The 15,797-nt window shown below is 55.7% G+C and carries 13 protein-coding genes and 7 tRNA genes; 2 read left to right on the top strand and 18 right to left on the bottom strand.

The genetic code is table 11. The features are described 5' to 3' along the window. Positions 1 to 7 precede the first annotated feature (7 nt). Positions 8 to 2,590, bottom strand: a complete 2,583-nt coding sequence (leuS, locus tag M2422_RS08205; RefSeq protein WP_033144930.1) for a leucine--tRNA ligase — start codon at positions 2,588 to 2,590, stop codon at positions 8 to 10. 214 nt (positions 2,591 to 2,804) lie between these two features. Here leuS and M2422_RS08200 point away from each other — a divergent pair, with 214 nt between their 5' ends. Next, a complete protein-coding gene (locus M2422_RS08200; RefSeq protein WP_032661386.1) occupies positions 2,805 to 3,287 on the top strand; it encodes a zinc ribbon-containing protein in 483 nt (160 codons plus the stop codon). A 148-nt stretch (positions 3,288 to 3,435) separates the two neighbouring features. On the opposite strand, the gene rihA is transcribed toward M2422_RS08200, so the two are convergent. From rihA to miaB, 10 genes are all read right to left on the bottom strand, one after another. After that, on the bottom strand, positions 3,436 to 4,377 hold the full coding sequence (rihA, locus tag M2422_RS08195) for a pyrimidine-specific ribonucleoside hydrolase RihA (protein ID WP_064673644.1): 942 nt from the start codon (positions 4,375 to 4,377) through the stop codon (positions 3,436 to 3,438). 120 nt (positions 4,378 to 4,497) lie between these two features. Beyond that, on the bottom strand, positions 4,498 to 5,223 hold the full coding sequence (locus M2422_RS08190; protein ID WP_014883001.1) for an amino acid ABC transporter ATP-binding protein: 726 nt from the start codon (positions 5,221 to 5,223) through the stop codon (positions 4,498 to 4,500). Beyond that, positions 5,223 to 5,897 carry a glutamate/aspartate ABC transporter permease GltK gene (gltK, locus tag M2422_RS08185; RefSeq protein ID WP_014883002.1) on the bottom strand — a complete coding sequence of 225 codons (675 nt, stop codon included), beginning with the start codon at positions 5,895 to 5,897 and terminating at the stop codon, positions 5,223 to 5,225. The genes M2422_RS08190 and gltK overlap by 1 nt, the downstream gene beginning before the upstream one ends. Then, positions 5,897 to 6,637 (bottom strand): amino acid ABC transporter permease, encoded by a 741-nt coding sequence (locus M2422_RS08180; RefSeq protein WP_023310756.1) that lies wholly within the window; start codon positions 6,635 to 6,637, stop codon positions 5,897 to 5,899. The genes gltK and M2422_RS08180 overlap by 1 nt, the downstream gene beginning before the upstream one ends. Positions 6,638 to 6,792: 155 nt before the next feature. After that, positions 6,793 to 7,698 (bottom strand): amino acid ABC transporter substrate-binding protein, encoded by a 906-nt coding sequence (locus tag M2422_RS08175; protein WP_033144932.1) that lies wholly within the window; start codon positions 7,696 to 7,698, stop codon positions 6,793 to 6,795. Positions 7,699 to 8,050: 352 nt separating this feature from the next. Then, positions 8,051 to 9,589: an apolipoprotein N-acyltransferase gene (gene lnt, locus M2422_RS08170; protein WP_064673645.1), complete on the bottom strand. Its 1,539-nt coding sequence runs from the start codon at positions 9,587 to 9,589 to the stop codon at positions 8,051 to 8,053. 5 nt (positions 9,590 to 9,594) lie between these two features. Further along, the gene (corC, locus tag M2422_RS08165) at positions 9,595 to 10,473 is read right to left on the bottom strand and encodes a CNNM family magnesium/cobalt transport protein CorC (protein WP_021242574.1); all 879 of its coding nucleotides are present in this window, start codon (positions 10,471 to 10,473) and stop codon (positions 9,595 to 9,597) included. Between the two features lie 89 nt (positions 10,474 to 10,562). After that, a complete protein-coding gene (gene ybeY / locus M2422_RS08160) occupies positions 10,563 to 11,030 on the bottom strand; it encodes an rRNA maturation RNase YbeY (RefSeq protein WP_008501052.1) in 468 nt (155 codons plus the stop codon). Next, complete coding sequence (locus M2422_RS08155) at positions 11,027 to 12,073, bottom strand: PhoH family protein (protein WP_008501053.1); 1,047 nt, start codon at positions 12,071 to 12,073, stop codon at positions 11,027 to 11,029. The genes ybeY and M2422_RS08155 overlap by 4 nt, the downstream gene beginning before the upstream one ends. Before the next feature lie 163 nt (positions 12,074 to 12,236). Next, on the bottom strand, positions 12,237 to 13,661 hold the full coding sequence (miaB, locus tag M2422_RS08150) for a tRNA (N6-isopentenyl adenosine(37)-C2)-methylthiotransferase MiaB (protein ID WP_033144935.1): 1,425 nt from the start codon (positions 13,659 to 13,661) through the stop codon (positions 12,237 to 12,239). Between the two features lie 135 nt (positions 13,662 to 13,796). On the opposite strand from miaB, the gene ubiF reads away from it, so the two are divergent. After that, positions 13,797 to 14,972 carry a 3-demethoxyubiquinol 3-hydroxylase gene (gene ubiF / locus M2422_RS08145; RefSeq protein WP_064673646.1) on the top strand — a complete coding sequence of 392 codons (1,176 nt, stop codon included), beginning with the start codon at positions 13,797 to 13,799 and terminating at the stop codon, positions 14,970 to 14,972. A 110-nt stretch (positions 14,973 to 15,082) separates the two neighbouring features. On the opposite strand, the gene M2422_RS08140 is transcribed toward ubiF, so the two are convergent. From M2422_RS08140 to M2422_RS08110, 7 genes are all read right to left on the bottom strand, one after another. Next, a tRNA-Gln gene (locus M2422_RS08140) sits at positions 15,083 to 15,157 on the bottom strand. A gap of 36 nt (positions 15,158 to 15,193) precedes the next feature. Beyond that, positions 15,194 to 15,268 (bottom strand) — tRNA-Gln (locus M2422_RS08135). 39 nt (positions 15,269 to 15,307) lie between these two features. Then, a tRNA-Met gene (locus tag M2422_RS08130) sits at positions 15,308 to 15,384 on the bottom strand. Positions 15,385 to 15,401: 17 nt separating this feature from the next. Beyond that, positions 15,402 to 15,476: transfer RNA gene (locus M2422_RS08125), tRNA-Gln, on the bottom strand. Positions 15,477 to 15,508: 32 nt separating this feature from the next. Beyond that, a tRNA-Gln gene (locus M2422_RS08120) sits at positions 15,509 to 15,583 on the bottom strand. A gap of 23 nt (positions 15,584 to 15,606) precedes the next feature. After that, positions 15,607 to 15,691 (bottom strand) — tRNA-Leu (locus M2422_RS08115). A gap of 8 nt (positions 15,692 to 15,699) precedes the next feature. Next, positions 15,700 to 15,776, bottom strand: a tRNA-Met gene (locus M2422_RS08110). Positions 15,777 to 15,797 lie beyond the last annotated feature (21 nt).

Here is a 15,797-nt window from a genome sequence, read left to right as displayed (position 1 = left end):
CCCGCGCTTAGCCAACGACCAGATTGAGCAGTTTACCCGGTACGTAGATCACTTTACGTACGGTAACGCCCTCAAGATATTTTGCGACCAGAGGTTCCTGGCCCGCGCGCTCGCGAACCTGTTCTTCGGTTGCATCGACCGCCACGGTAATTTTACCGCGGACTTTGCCGTTTACCTGGACCACAACCAGCGTCGTGTTTTCCACCATCGCGGCTTCGTCAGCCTGCGGCCACGGCGCGTTGTCAATATCGCCTTCGCCTTTCAGCTCCTGCCACAGGGTGAAGCTGACGTGCGGAGTGAACGGGTTCAGCATGCGAACGACGGCCAGCAGCGCTTCACGCATTAAGGCACGATCCTGCTCGCCGTCCTGCGGAGCCTTCGCCAGCTTGTTCATCAGTTCCATAATAGCCGCAATTGCGGTATTGAAGGTCTGACGACGACCAATATCATCGGTCACTTTCGCAATCGTTTTATGAACATCGCGACGCAGCGCCTGCTGATCTTCAGTCAGTGCGGCGGCGTTCAGCGCCGGGGCATCGCCCAGTGCAGTGTGTTCGTAAACCAGTTTCCAGACGCGTTTCAGGAAGCGGTTCGCCCCTTCCACGCCGGACTCCTGCCATTCCAGGGTCATGTCGGCCGGAGAGGCAAACATCATGAACAGACGCACGGTGTCCGCACCGTAACGCTCAACCATTACCTGCGGATCGATGCCGTTGTTTTTCGACTTAGACATCTTGCTCATGCCGGTATAGACCAGTTCATGACCTTCGGCGTCTTTCGCCTTAACGATACGGCCTTTCTCGTCGCGCTCGACGATCGCATCAACCGGAGAAACCCAGTTACGCTCGCCGTTAGCACCGACGTAATAGAACGCATCCGCCAGTACCATGCCCTGACACAGCAGCTGTTTTGCTGGTTCGTCAGAGTTCACCATGCCTGCATCGCGCATCAGTTTGTGGAAGAAGCGGAAGTAGAGCAGGTGCATGATGGCGTGTTCGATGCCGCCGATATAGATATCAACCGGCAGCCAGTAGTTTGCCGCATCGGAATCGAGCATACCGTCCTGATACTGCGGGCAGGTGTAGCGCGCATAGTACCAGGATGACTCCATAAAGGTGTCAAAGGTGTCGGTTTCACGCAGCGCAGGCTGACCGTTGACGGTGGTTTTTGCCCACTCAGGATCGGCTTTGATCGGGCTGGTGATACCGTCCATGACCACGTCTTCCGGCAGGATCACCGGGAGCTGATCTTCCGGCGTTGGCATCACGGTGCCATCTTCCAGCGTCACCATTGGGATTGGCGCGCCCCAGTAACGCTGACGGGACACGCCCCAGTCGCGCAGACGGAAGTTAACTTTACGCTCGCCTACGCCCAGAGAGGCCAGCTTATCGGCGATGGCGTTGAAGCCCTCTTCGAAGCTCAGGCCGCTGAATTCACCGGAGTTGAACAGGGTGCCTTTTTCGGTCAGCGCTTGTTCGGACAGGTCGGGTTCAGAACCATCGGCGGCCAGAATAACGGCTTTAATCGGCAGGCTGTATTTGGTGGCAAACTCGTAGTCGCGCTGATCGTGGCCCGGAACGGCCATTACCGCGCCTGTACCGTACTCCATCAGCACGAAGTTCGCTGCCCAGACAGGAATCGCTTCGCCAGTCAGCGGATGCTTCGCATAGAAGCCTGTCGCGACGCCTTTTTTCTCCATCGTCGCCATGTCGGCTTCGGCCACTTTGGTGTTGCGGCACTCGTCAATGAAGGTGGCCAGCTCCGGGTTATTCTCTGCCGCTTTCTGCGCCAGCGGGTGACCTGCGGCCACGGCCAGGTAGGTCGCGCCCATGAAGGTGTCCGGACGGGTGGTGTAGACAGTCAGGGTCTGGTCGTAGTTCTCAACGTTGAAGGTAATCTCCACGCCTTCAGAACGGCCGATCCAGTTGCGCTGCATGGTCTTAACGGTATCTGGCCAGTGGTCGAGGTTATCCAGATCGTTCAGCAGCTCATCAGCGTAAGCGGTGATTTTGATAAACCACTGTGGGATCTCTTTACGCTCAACTTTGGTGTCACAGCGCCAGCAGCAGCCGTCGATAACCTGTTCGTTCGCGAGAACGGTCTGGTCGTTCGGACACCAGTTAACGGCAGAGGTCTTCTTATACACCAGGCCTTTTTTGTACAGCTCGGTGAAGAACTTCTGCTCCCAGCGATAGTATTCCGGAGTACAGGTTGCCAGCTCGCGGCTCCAGTCATAGCCAAAGCCCAGCATTTTGAGCTGGTTTTTCATGTACGCGATGTTGTCGTACGTCCACGGTGCCGGTGCGGTGTTGTTTTTGACCGCCGCGCCTTCCGCAGGCAGACCGAACGCATCCCAGCCGATAGGCTGCAGAACGTTTTTGCCCAGCATGCGCTGGTAGCGTGCAATCACATCGCCGATGGTGTAGTTACGCACATGGCCCATGTGTAGTCGACCAGAAGGATAGGGAAGCATCGACAGGCAGTAATACTTCTCTTTGCTCTCGTCTTCGGTTACTTCAAAGGTGCGCTTCTCGTCCCAGTGTTGCTGGACTTTTGATTCTATCTCTTCCGGGCGGTATTGCTCTTGCATGGCAGCCAGTGGTCCTGTTTTCAATACAGCTACAAATGTAGCCAATGGATGTGGTAATTCAGATCCGCATAGCATAGCCCAAACGCCCGCGTCAAAACAGCCTTTCGCACAAATGCGCTTTGCAGGAATTTACCGGGTCTGTGCTTCACCTGACAAAGCGGCGATGAAATAAGGTCTATTATTAGAAATAGTTACTTACCCGGGAGGCAAAATGATGAACAAGGTTGCTCAATTTTACCGCGAACTGGTGGCGACACTGACGGAACGGCTGCGTAACGGCGAGCGAGATATCGACGCGCTGGTGGAGCAAGCGCGTGCCCGCGTGACGCAAACGGGTGAGTTAACGCGAACCGAAGTGGAAGAGGTGACGCGCGCCGTGCGTCGCGATCTGGAAGAGTTCGCGCGCAGCTACCAGGAGAGCCAGGAGGAGGTCACGGACAGCGTTTTTATGCGGGTGATTAAAGAGAGCCTGTGGCAAGAGCTGGCCGACATCACGGATAAAACGCAGCTGGAGTGGCGCGAGGTCTTTCAGGATTTGAACCATCACGGTGTGTATCACAGTGGTGAGGTGGTCGGCTTGGGAAATCTGGTGTGTGAGAATTGCCACCATCATATTGCGGTATATACGCCGGATGTCCTGCCGCTGTGTCCGAAATGCGGCCACGATCAGTTCCAGCGTCGGCCGTTTGAGCCATAAATAAAAGCAAAACTCTCTGCCCCCTCTCCCCGTGGGAGAGGGGGGGGGGAGGGCATCAGGCCGCAAAAGGTAAAAGCAAAACGGCAACCCCGTTGCCGTTTTTAGTGTTTGCTCCTTCTCCCCGTGGGAGAGGGTTGGGGTGAGGGCATCAGACCGCACAATAGTAAGCCAGTCTCTCCGCCAGCAAATCCACAAACGCCTCGCGGTCGATGTCCACCATCACCGTGGTATTCGGTTTATTCCCCGTCAGCGAGTAGTAATCCACCACCGTCATTCCCTGGGTGTATTTTCCCTGCGTCTCAACACCAACCCATCTGTCCACCGTAGTGAACATCTCCGGCTTCAGTAGCCAGGCAATGGTGCACGGGTCATGCAGCGGCGCGCCGTGGAGTCCCCACTTCTCGGCTTTGTGATATTCCATAAAGAAGTCGAGCAGCTCGGCCACGGTTGTCGCGACCGTATTACCCACGGAGCGGAATCGCTCAATATCGTCCGCCATAATCTGCGCGCGGTGGGTAACGTCCAGTCCCGCCATTACAATTGGTAAGCCGGACTGGAAGACGATTTCCGCGGCTTCCGGGTCGACAAAGATGTTGAACTCCGCCGCAGGCGTCCAGTTCCCCAGCCCCATGGCCCCGCCCATAATCACAATTCGGGCAATTTTATTATGCAGCTCAGGATGGCTGTTCAGCAGCAGCGCAACGTTGGTTTGCGGTCCGGTTGCCACCAGCGTTACCGGTTCTGCACTCTCACGTAGAACCTTCGCCATCAGCTCCACGGCGGTACAGTTTTGCGGCGTGAAACCCGGCTCCGGCAGTGCCGGACCGTCCAGCCCGCTTTCACCATGAACGTTGTCGGCAATAATCAGCTCGCGTATCAGTGGCTTCACGGCCCCGCCGGCGACAGGAATGTCGGTGCGTTTGAGCAGCGTGAGCATGCGCAGCACGTTGCGAAGGGTTTTGTCCGGCGTCTGGTTTCCGGCGGACGAGGTGACGGCTTTTACCTCGAGTTCAGGGGAGGCAAGAGCGAGGACGAGCGCGATCGCGTCGTCATGACCCGGATCGCAATCGAGAATAATAGGCTGTGCCATAGCGTTCTCCATACGTAGCGTTATTTTGTGACAAGGTTAACGCTGCAATGTGACGCCGACGAGAGGAACTGAGCGAAAGCGTGAAGCAGTGCGCAATCCGCAGATTGCGCACCGGGAAGGTTAGTGCAGGATTTTCGCGAGGAAATCTTTCGCACGCTCTGATTTCGGGTTAGCGAAGAACTCTTCTTTCGGTGAGTCTTCGACAATTTTCCCTTCGTCCATAAAGATCACGCGGTTGGCCACTTTACGGGCAAAGCCCATTTCGTGGGTCACCACCATCATGGTCATCCCTTCGTGCGCCAGCTCGACCATTACGTCCAGCACTTCATTGATCATCTCTGGATCGAGCGCGGACGTTGGCTCATCAAACAGCATTGCCACCGGATCCATGCACAGCGCGCGGGCGATCGCCACACGCTGCTGTTGGCCGCCAGAAAGCTGTGCCGGGAACTTATCGGCATGCGCCGAAAGCCCAACGCGTTCCAGGAGCTTCAGACCTTTCTCGCGCGACGCTTTTTTATCACGCTTCAGCACTTTTACCTGCGCCAGCGTCAGGTTCTCAATAATGGAGAGGTGAGGGAACAGCTCAAAGTGCTGGAACACCATGCCAACGTGAGAGCGAAGCTGGGCGAGATTAGTTTTCTTATCGTTGACTTTGGTGCCGTTGACAACGATCTCACCCTGCTGCACCGGCTCCAGTCCGTTGACGGTTTTAATCAGCGTCGATTTACCGGAGCCGGACGGCCCGCATACCACCACTACGTCGCCTTTTTTGACTTCGGTGGAGCAGTCGGTCAGCACCTGAAAGTGCCCATACCATTTAGAAACATTTTTCAGGGAAATCATTATACCGTCCTTTTCTTCAGCCAGCTGACCAACAGCGACGCGCTTAAACTAATCACAAAATAGACCGCACCCGCAAAGAGCACCATCTCGACCTGCGTACCATCACGTTCACCGATGGTTGACGCGGTACGGAAGAAGTCTGCCAGACTCAGAACGTAGACCAGCGAGGTATCCTGGAACAGCACGATGCCCTGGGTCAGCAGGAGCGGAACCATGGCGCGAAACGCCTGCGGCAGAATAATGAGCTGCATGGACTGCCAGTGCGTCATCCCGAGCGCCAGCGCGGCGCTGGATTGCCCGCGGGAGATACTCTGAATGCCCGCTCGGATAATTTCTGAGTAGTAAGCGGCCTCGAACATTGAGAACGCCACCATGGCGGAGATCAGACGGATATCGGTTTTCGGCGACAGCCCCAGCACGTTCTGCAGGAAGCCGGGCACAATCAGGTAAAACCACAGCAGCACCATCACCAGCGGGATGGAGCGGAACACGTTAACGTAGGCGGTCGCAAACCAGGCGAGCGGCTTAAAGCTCGACAGGCGCATGACGGCCAGCAGGGTGCCCCAGACGATACCAATGATGATGGCAATAACGGTGATTTTTAAGGTAATCACCAGGCCATCAAGCAGGTAAGGCATGGATGGAACGATAGAACTCCAGTCAAATTCGTACATTATTTGCCCCCCAGATTACCCGGCAGGCGGATTTTGCGTTCAACCAGGTTCATCACCAGCATGATGAAAGCGTTAATCAGAACATACGCGAGCGTGATCGCGGTGAAGGATTCCCACGCGTGAGCGGAATAATCCAGCAGCTTGCCCGCCTGCGCGGCCATATCCACCAGGCCGATGGTAGAGGCGATGGCCGAGTTTTTCACCAGGTTCATCATCTCGGAGGTCATCGGTGGAACGATAACCCGGTAGGCGTTAGGCAGCAGCACGTAGCGGTAGGTTTGGGGCAGCGTCAGGCCCATCGCCAGGCCAGCGTTTTTTTGTCCGCGCGGCAATGACTGAATGGCGGCACGCACCTGCTCGCAAACGCGCGCAGCGGTAAACAGCCCCAGACACATCATGGAGGAGACAAAGAACTGCACGTTCGGATCCAGCTCCGACTTGAACCACATGCCAATATTTTCCGGCAGCAGTTCCGGGATGACCAGATACCAGGTAAAGAATTGCACGATCAGCGGAACGTTACGGAACAGTTCCACATACAGGGTGCCAAGCGTTGAAAGAAAACGGTTAGGGACGGTGCGCAGAATACCGAACAGAGAACCGACAAGAAACGCGATAATCCACGCCGTTATCGATAGTGCCACGGTGACCTGAAAGCCGCTCCACAGCCAGCCAAGATAGGTGGTGTTGCCGAACGGGGCTTGTTGCAGGAATATGCCCCAGTTCCAGTCTATTGACATAATAAACTCCAGAAAAAAAAGGGTAGCAGCGCTACCCTCGAAGATTGGTGAGAAGCTCATTTTTCGCGCTGAGTGGGGAACGACCACTCAACGTATAGTCTGTCCATGCTTCCCGACAATCGAGAGGGCAGGAGATCCCGCCCCTGTTGTTCTAATTAGTTAAGAGCCTTGTCATTTGGAGATTTGAACAGCGCTTTCATGTCGTCAGACAGTTCAAAATTCATGTTCAGGTTTTTTGGTGGAATCGGGTTCTTGAACCATTTGTCGAACCATTTTTCCGCTTCGCCGGAGGTCTGCACCTGAGCGATGGTGTCATCGATCAGCTTTTTGAACTGCGGATCGTCTTTACGCAGCATACAGCCGTAGGCTTCTTTGGACTGCGCGGTACCGACGATATCCCAGTTGTCTGGTTTCTTCGCTTTCGCACGTTCGCCCGCCAGCAGGGCGTCATCCATCATAAACGCGACGGCACGACCGCTTTCCAGGGTACGGAAGGAGTCGCCATGGTCTTTCGCGCTGATGATGCGCATATCCATTTTCTTCTCGTCGTTCAGCTTGTGCAGCAGCACTTCTGACGTGGTACCGGAGGTCACAACAACCGCTTTGCCTTTCAGGTCAGCGAAGTCTTGGATCTCGCCGCCTTTCTTCGTCAGCAGACGAGTGCCCACGACAAAGATGGTGTCAGAGAAGGCAGCCTGTTTCTGACGCTCGAGGTTGTTGGTGGTGGAGCCACACTCGAAGTCAAAGGTGCCGTTTTGCAGCAGTGGAATACGGTTCTGTGAAGTGATTGGGATCAGCTTCACCTGCAGGTCAGGTTTGTTCAGCTTTTTCTTCACAGCTTCAACGATGGCGTTGGAGTAATCCTGTGAATAGCCCACGACTTTTTGCGTGTTGTCGTAGTAAGAGAACGGGACAGAAGATTCACGGTGGCCGACCACGATGACGCCGTTTTTGGCAATCTTGTCGAGAGTGCTGCCTGCTGCAGGCGCATCTTCAGCGTGAACCACGCCTGCAGACATTCCCATAACCAGCATTGCTGTGGCCAGTTTACGTAATTGCATACCCAACTCCTTTTTTATCAGCGCCAGCGACGCATTGATACCCATTGTGATGTTGTTATATCTCGCGCAGTGCGAGTGCAGTGTTATGCAAGCTTGTTAACATTTAGTCTGGCTTAATGTAAAGATTTTGCTGCGTTATTGTTTATTTTTGCGAAGCGCGCCGCACCATTCAGAGGCAAATATCTCCCGTTGCACCGTTTCGGTGCTACCGATGATCTACGCTGGTGCGACAAAGTTGCACGTTAAGCCAAACTGCGTTTACCTGAATAAACAAAGCAATAGGCGTGCCAGAATGGGAGTCTGGAGAAAATTGTCGGGTGGCGGCTACGCCACCCGACAACAGAAGGGAAGGTTATTTCCGACGCTGACGCAGGCTCATCAGCACCGCGCCAAAGCCGAACAGCACGGTCAGTATCCACAGCGGCCAGTTGCCGGTGCGCGCGTATGGCGTCAGCCCGGTGGTTGGCGTGACTTTAGTGGTCAGTACCTCGCGGGTAAACTGCGGGATCATCGCCTGAATTTCACCCTGCGGACCAATCACAGCCGTGATGCCGTTGTTGGTGCTGCGCAGCAGCGGACGCGCCAGCTCCAGAGAGCGCATACGTGCCATCTGGAAGTGCTGCCACGGGCCGATTGACTTACCAAACCAGGCGTCGTTGGAGATGGTCAGCAGATAGTCAGTATCCGGGCGGAAGTTATCGCGTACCTGCTCGCCGAGAATGATTTCGTAGCAGATGGCCGCCGTCAGGGCCAGGCCGTGCGCGTGCAGCTGAGGCTGTACGTACGGGCCGCGGCTGAAAGAGGACATAGGCAGGTCAAAGAACGGGGCCAGCGGGCGCAGAATCGACTCCAGTGGGACAAATTCACCAAACGGCACCAGGTGGTTCTTGTTGTACCGGTCAGTGGAGTGGTAGCTGTACTCGCTATCTTTCCCGAGCGTAATGATGCTGTTGTAGGTGTCGTAGCGGTTCTGCTGATTCAGACGCGCATCGACAATCCCGGTGATCAGCGTGCTGCCGCGCGCCAGCAGCAGGTCGTTCATCATGTTGAGGAACGGCTGCTGGTTAATTTCCAGATCGGGGATCGCAGATTCCGGCCAGATAATCAGCTGGGATTTACCCATCACCTCTTCGGTGGCGTTGGCGTAGATCTTCAGCGTATTCAGCAGCTCTTTCTCATCCCACTTCATAGACTGCGGAATATTCCCCTGCACCATGGACACCTGCAGGGTGCGCTCTGGCTCAGGCGTGAACCACTGGATATAGCGCAGCGGGAAGGGCAGGGCAAACAGCACCAGCGCCACAGCCAGCGGCTTCCAGCAGCGCTGGACCAGCGCCAGGACCAGCAGGCCGCTGACCACCATCAGCAGGAAGTTGATGGCCTCAACGCCCATTACCGGCGCCAGACCCTTCAGGGGGCCGTCAATCTGGCTGTAGCCGAACTGCAGCCACGGGAAGCCCGTCAGCACCCAGCCACGCAGGAACTCGGTTATCTGCCAGACCACCGGCGCGGCAATGGCGACGCGCAGCCAGGTGGTTTTTGGCCACAGGCGAGAAAGGATGCCGGCGAACAGACCGGTATAGAGCGAGAGATATGCGGCGAGCAATACCACCAGGAAGACGTTAACCGGGCCAGGCATACCACCAAACTGGGCGATGCTGACATAAACCCAGTTGATGCCTGAGCCAAACAGCCCCAGTCCCCAGAAGTAACCGATGGCCGCAGCCTGGACCGGACGACGATTCAGGGTCAGGCCCTGAAGCCCCATTAGGGAGAGAATGGCGGCGGGCCAGATATCGTAAGGAGAAAAAGCCAGCGTACCGCTGGCTCCGAGTAACAGCGCCAGCAGCAAACGGACGCGCTGGCGTTCAAGCAGTGGGGCAAATGCCATTTACATTAATCTTCCAGTTTTGGCACCGGTGAGTCGTCCGGCGTTCTGACGTGAACCTGTATAATACGTCGGCTGTCGGCCATTGCCACTTTGAACTGGTAACCGTCGATGTCAACGGTCTCACCGCGCGCCGGGAGGTGGCCAAAGGCCTGCATCACCAGCCCGCCAATGGTATCGACCTCTTCATCGCTGAAGTGGGTACCGAAGGCGTCGTTGAAGTCCTCAATCGAGGCCAGCGCGCGCACGGTCCAGGTGTGGCGGCTAAGCTGACGGAAGTCGATATCTTCTTCTTCGTCGTACTCGTCTTCGATTTCGCCCACGATCAGCTCAAGAATATCCTCGATCGTGACCAGACCGGAAACGCCACCAAACTCATCAATAACAATCGCCATGTGGTAACGCTGAGAGCGAAACTCTTTCAGCATCCGATCCACACGTTTACTTTCCGGCACAACCACGGCCTGGCGTAACACTTTTTCCATGCTGAAGGCTTCGGCATCGCTGCGCATAAACGGCAGCAGATCTTTCGCCATCAAAATCCCTTCGATGTGATCTTTATCTTCGCTGATGACCGGGAAACGCGAGTGGGCGGATTCAATGATCACATCGAGGCACTCGTCCAGAGTCTGGTTACGTTTCAGGGTGATCATCTGCGAGCGGGGGATCATGATATCGCGAACGCGCTGGTCGGCGATGTCCATAACCCCTTCGAGCATTTCGCGCGTATCTTCGTCGATAAGGTCGTTCTGCCCGGAATCACGAATCAGCTCCAGCAGTTCATCACGGTTTTTGGGTTCGCCGTGGAAAAGCTGGTTCAGAATGAGGGAGAAAAATCCCTTTTTACTGGTTGTCGTGTCGCTACTGTGTGAATTGTCGTCGCTCATGGCGTTTGTTAAGGGTTCTCTTGTTAGTTCAACGTTTACCGCCACGCGATATCCTTTCGTGGCGGCATGTGAGTCCGTCAGGTGACGGACTATTCTTTCTCGGCAATGTACGGATCCTCATAGCCCAGAGCAAGCATTATCTCTGTCTCGAGGGACTCCATCTCTTCCGCTTCGTCATCTTCAATGTGATCGTAGCCGAGCAGGTGCAGGCTGCCGTGTACCACCATATGCGCCCAGTGGGCCTCAAGCGGCTTTTGCTGCTCTTTGGCTTCCTGTTCAACCACCTGACGGCAGATGATCAGATCGCCCAACAGCGGCATCTCAATACCCGGCGGCGCTTCGAACGGGAAAGAGAGCACGTTGGTCGGCTTATCTTTCCCGCGATAGGTCAGGTTAAGCTCATGGCTTTCTGCTTCATCCACCAGGCGAATCGTGACTTCTGATTCTTCCTGAAACTGAGGAATAACGGCATCCAGCCATTTCTGAAACTGTGCCTCATCTGGCATGCCGGAATTGTCTTCACAGGCCAGCTGTAAATCGAGGATCACCTGACTCATTTCTGTTCTTGCTCCTGCGCTTCGCGCTTACGTTCTGCGGCCAGTTCGGCCTTACGCTTCTGATCCGCCTCTTCCCAGGCTTCATAGGCGTTAACGATACGCGCGACCACCGGGTGGCGTACCACGTCTTCACTGTGGAAGAAGTTAAAGCTGATTTCGTCGACCTCGGCCAGCACCTCAATGGCGTGGCGCAGGCCGGATTTGGTGCTGCGCGGCAGGTCGATCTGGGTGACGTCACCGGTGATGACCGCTTTCGAGTTAAAGCCGATACGCGTCAGGAACATCTTCATCTGTTCGATGGTGGTGTTCTGGCTCTCATCGAGAATGATGAACGCATCGTTCAGCGTACGACCGCGCATGTAGGCGAGCGGGGCCACTTCGATAACGTTACGCTCAATGAGCTTCTCAACCTTCTCAAAGCCGAGCATCTCGAACAGCGCATCGTATAACGGGCGCAGATACGGGTCGACCTTCTGGCTCAGATCGCCCGGCAGGAAGCCCAGCTTTTCGCCCGCTTCAACGGCCGGACGGGTCAGCAGAATACGACGGATCTCCTGGCGTTCCAGCGCATCTACCGCAGCGGCAACGGCGAGATAGGTTTTACCCGTCCCCGCCGGACCCACCCCGAAGGTGATGTCGTGGTCGAGGATATTGGCGATGTACTGCGCCTGGTTTGGCGTACGCGGCTTAATGACGCCACGTTTGGTCTTGATATTGATTGCCTTACCGTAGTCCGGCACGCTTTCCGCGCTTTGCTCAAGCACGCGCGCCTCTTTAATGGCAAGGTGAATTTGTTCCGGTTCGATATCCTGAATTTCGCCGCGCATGGGTGATGTATCCACATACAGGCTACGCAGAATGTCCGCAGCGGCGTTGACGCAGATAGGGCGTCCGGTAAGTTTGAAATGATTATCGCGACGATTGATTTCGATACCCAGACGTCGCTCCAGTTGTTTGATGTTGTCATCAAACGGCCCGCACAGGCTCAGCAGGCGAGCGTTGTCTGCTGGCTCAAGGCTAATTTCACGCGTATCTATATTCAAACTGTTCCTCTTTAATTGGTTAACTGACCCATTGCGATAGGACGTAATAAAACGGTCATTACCGAAATTATTCACGCCACAGAATAAAGGCGCAAGCGTTGCGGAAGATATTGGGGACGATGAGAGGAAATACAAGGCCTGCCGGAAAGGCAGGCCAGGAGGATTAAGGCTGGTAAATCCCCACGCCAGAATCGTTTTCTTTACGGGTACGAGAGATCACGGATTCCGGTGACTCGGCAATACGCAGGCCCATTTCGTCCTCGGTGCGTACCAGCTTCGCGCGCAGCGAGTTGGTCAGCACTTCGACAATCTCGACGTCCACGAATTTACCGATCATATCCGGGGTGCCTTCAAAGTTCACCACGCGGTTGTTTTCGGTACGACCGGAGAGTTCCATAATGCTCTTGCGGGAGGTGCCTTCCACCAGAATGCGCTGAACGGTGCCGAGCATACGGCGACTCCACGCGTTGGCCTGCTGGTTAATACGCTCCTGCAGAATATACAGACGCTGCTTTTTCTCTTCTTCCGGCACATCGTCAACCATATCGGCCGCAGGTGTTCCAGGACGCGCAGAGAAGATGAAGCTGTAGCTGACGTCAAAATTCACTTCACCGATGAGCTTCATGGTGCGCTCGAAGTCATCAGCGGTTTCGCCAGGGAAGCCGACGATAAAGTCGGAGCTGATCTGGATATCCGGACGGGCTTCACGCAGCTTGCGAATGGTGGACTTGTACTCCAGCACCGTATGCGGGCGGCCCATCAGGTTCAGCACGCGGTCAGAGCCACACTGAATCGGCAGGTGCAGGAAGCTCACCAGCTCTGGCGTATCGCGATACACGTCAATGATGTCGTCGGTAAACTCCATCGGATGGCTGGTGGTAAAGCGAATGCGGTCGATGCCGTCAATCGCGGCCACCAGACGCAGCAGTTCGGCAAAGCTGCCGGTGGTGCCGTCGTAGTTTTCCCCGCGCCAGGCGTTTACGTTCTGGCCCAGCAGGTTCACTTCGCGAACGCCCTGTGCGGCAAGCTGCGCGATTTCAAACAGAATATCATCTGCCGGACGGCTGACTTCTTCACCACGGGTGTAAGGCACCACGCAGTAAGTGCAGTATTTGTTGCAGCCTTCCATGATGGAGACGAAGGCGGTCGGGCCATCGGCGCGCGGCTCCGGCAGACGGTCAAACTTTTCGATTTCCGGGAAGCTGACGTCAACGACCGGGCTACGGTTGCCGCGAACCTGATTGATCATCTCCGGCAGGCGGTGCAGGGTCTGAGGGCCAAAGACGATATCCACATACGGGGCTCTCTGGCGGATCAGCTTACCTTCCTGCGACGCGACGCAGCCACCCACCCCGATGATCAGGTCCGGATTTTTTCGTTTGAGAAGCTTCCAGCGGCCTAACACGTGAAAGACTTTTTCCTGCGCTTTTTCACGAATCGAACAGGTGTTCAGCAGCAGCACGTCCGCTTCTTTCGCATTTTCAGTCAGCTGGTATCCGTGGGTTGAATCCAGCAGATCGGCCATCTTGGATGAATCGTATTCGTTCATCTGACAGCCCCAGGTTTTTATATGGAGTTTTTTAGTCATCGACTTGCTCAGCTCAGGATTGCAAGCCGCGTATTGTAATGCTTTGGTGGGGTTGTGACCAGTATGAAGGTTATGTGTCTCAGGACCGCAAAAATCCGGTAAACTTAAGGGATTCTCCAATAAGGAAAATTGACCATGACACTCCTACACACCGAAGTTGCCGTTGTCGGCGGCGGTATGGTCGGCGGCGCGCTGGCGCTGGGGCTGGCGCAGCAGGGATTTGAGGTAACGGTAATCGAACAGGCTGCTCCGCCGGCATTCGATCCCGCGAGCAAACCGGATGTGCGCATATCCGCGATCAGCGCGGCGTCCGTCGATCTGCTGCGCGGGCTGGGCGTCTGGGAGGCGGTGCTGGCGATGCGCGCCCATCCTTACAGCCGTCTTGAAACCTGGGAGTGGGAAAATGCCCACGTCGAGTTTGATGCCGCTGAGCTGAAGCTGCCGCGCCTGGGTTATATGGTGGAAAACAATGTGCTCCAGCAGGCGCTCTGGCTGGCGCTGGAGGCGCATCCGAAGGTGACGCTGCGCGTTCCGGCGTCGATTAAGGCACTGCATCCTCACGAGAGCGGGTATTTGCTGACGCTCGACAGCGGCGATGAACTGGCCGTGAAGCTCGTCGTCGGAGCGGACGGCGCTAACTCGCAGGTCAGACAGATGGCGGGAATTGGCGTTCATGCCTGGCAGTATGAGCAGTCCTGCATGCTGATTACCGTCGAGTGCGAGCATGCGCCGGGTGAAAGCACGTGGCAGCACTTTACGCCGAATGGCCCGCATGCCTTTTTACCGCTGTTTGATAACTGGGCATCGCTGGTCTGGTACGACAAACCGGCACGCATTCGCCAGCTGCAGGGGCTTACAATGGAACAATTGCAGCGGGAAATCCGCCTGCATTTCCCGAGCCGTCTGGGCAACGTGACGCCGGTCGCTGCAGGTGCATTTCCGCTCACGCGCCGCCATGCTTTGCAGTATGCCCGTGAAGGGCTGGCGCTGGTGGGCGATGCGGCACACACCATTCATCCGCTGGCCGGGCAGGGCGTGAACCTGGGGTACCGTGATGTCGATGCGTTACTGGATGTGCTGAGCAGCGCCCGCGGGCACGCGGAAAACTGGGCCAGCCATCAGATCCTGAAGCGTTACCAGACGCGACGCATGGCGGATAACTTTATTATGCAGTCGGGGATGGATCTGTTTTATGCCGGGTTCAGCAATGACTTAGCCCCGGTGCGCATTCTGCGTAATATTGGATTGATGGCAGCGGAACGTGCCGGTGGTCTGAAGCGTCAGGCGCTGAAATACGCGCTGGGACTCTAATCTTTTTCCCCTCTCCCAGTGGGAGAGGGTCAGGGTGAGGGCATCAGGCCGCACCATTCTGAACAACAAAAACAAAAAAGCCCGCAGAGCGGGCTTTTTTGTTACTTAAGTGGCTGGGGTGCAGGGATTCGAACCCCGGAATGCTGGTATCAGAAACCAGAGCCTTACCGCTTGGCGACACCCCAATTGCGTTAAACAAACTGCTTAACGACTTTTTAAATTGGCTGGGGTACGAGGATTCGAACCTCGGAATGCCGGAATCAGAATCCGGTGCCTTACCGCTTGGCGATACCCCAACAATTTGTCTTGATTACCGAAAATCGACAATCTTAATTTGGTGGCTACGACGGGATTCGAACCTGTGACCCCATCATTATGAGTGATGTGCTCTAACCAACTGAGCTACGTAGCCAGTACTGCAATCTTCGATGGCTGGGGTACCTGGATTCGAACCAGGGAATGCCGGTATCAAAAACCGGTGCCTTACCGCTTGGCGATACCCCAATACCGCGGAGAACCGCAAAATCGAAGAAATATGGCTGGGGTACCTGGATTCGAACCAGGGAATGCCGGTATCAAAAACCGGTGCCTTACCGCTTGGCGATACCCCATCCGTGCAACGCTTACCCGGGAATGGTGCGGGAGGCGAGACTTGAACTCGCACACCTTGCGGCGCCAGAACCTAAATCTGGTGCGTCTACCAATTTCGCCACTCCCGCAAAAAAGATGGTGGCTACGACGGGATTCGAACCTGTGACCCCATCATTATGAGTGATGTGCTCTAACCAACTGAGCTACGTAGCCATCTTTTTTCGCGTTACCTTA

The sequence above is a fragment of the Enterobacter sp. SLBN-59 genome (assembly GCF_024807915.1).
Lineage (GTDB): Bacteria > Pseudomonadota > Gammaproteobacteria > Enterobacterales > Enterobacteriaceae > Enterobacter > Enterobacter asburiae_B.
Note: the sequence above shows the minus strand (reverse complement) of the source record. Positions and strands in the feature narration are given on the sequence as shown.

Bases quoted from the DNA above. Each gene is read 5' to 3' on its own strand.
- leuS (WP_033144930.1), bottom strand. From the start codon at position 2,590: ATGCAAGAGCAATACCGCCCGGAAGAGATAGAATCAAAAGTCCAGCAA.
- M2422_RS08200 (WP_032661386.1), top strand. From the start codon at position 2,805: ATGAACAAGGTTGCTCAATTTTACCGCGAACTGGTGGCGACACTGACG.
- rihA (WP_064673644.1), bottom strand. From the start codon at position 4,377: ATGGCACAGCCTATTATTCTCGATTGCGATCCGGGTCATGACGACGCG.
- M2422_RS08190 (WP_014883001.1), bottom strand. From the start codon at position 5,223: ATGATTTCCCTGAAAAATGTTTCTAAATGGTATGGGCACTTTCAGGTG.
- gltK (WP_014883002.1), bottom strand. From the start codon at position 5,897: ATGTACGAATTTGACTGGAGTTCTATCGTTCCATCCATGCCTTACCTG.
- M2422_RS08180 (WP_023310756.1), bottom strand. From the start codon at position 6,637: ATGTCAATAGACTGGAACTGGGGCATATTCCTGCAACAAGCCCCGTTC.
- M2422_RS08175 (WP_033144932.1), bottom strand. From the start codon at position 7,698: ATGCAATTACGTAAACTGGCCACAGCAATGCTGGTTATGGGAATGTCT.
- lnt (WP_064673645.1), bottom strand. From the start codon at position 9,589: ATGGCATTTGCCCCACTGCTTGAACGCCAGCGCGTCCGTTTGCTGCTG.
- corC (WP_021242574.1), bottom strand. From the start codon at position 10,473: ATGAGCGACGACAATTCACACAGTAGCGACACGACAACCAGTAAAAAG.
- ybeY (WP_008501052.1), bottom strand. From the start codon at position 11,030: ATGAGTCAGGTGATCCTCGATTTACAGCTGGCCTGTGAAGACAATTCC.
- miaB (WP_033144935.1), bottom strand. From the start codon at position 13,661: ATGACTAAAAAACTCCATATAAAAACCTGGGGCTGTCAGATGAACGAA.
- ubiF (WP_064673646.1), top strand. From the start codon at position 13,797: ATGACACTCCTACACACCGAAGTTGCCGTTGTCGGCGGCGGTATGGTC.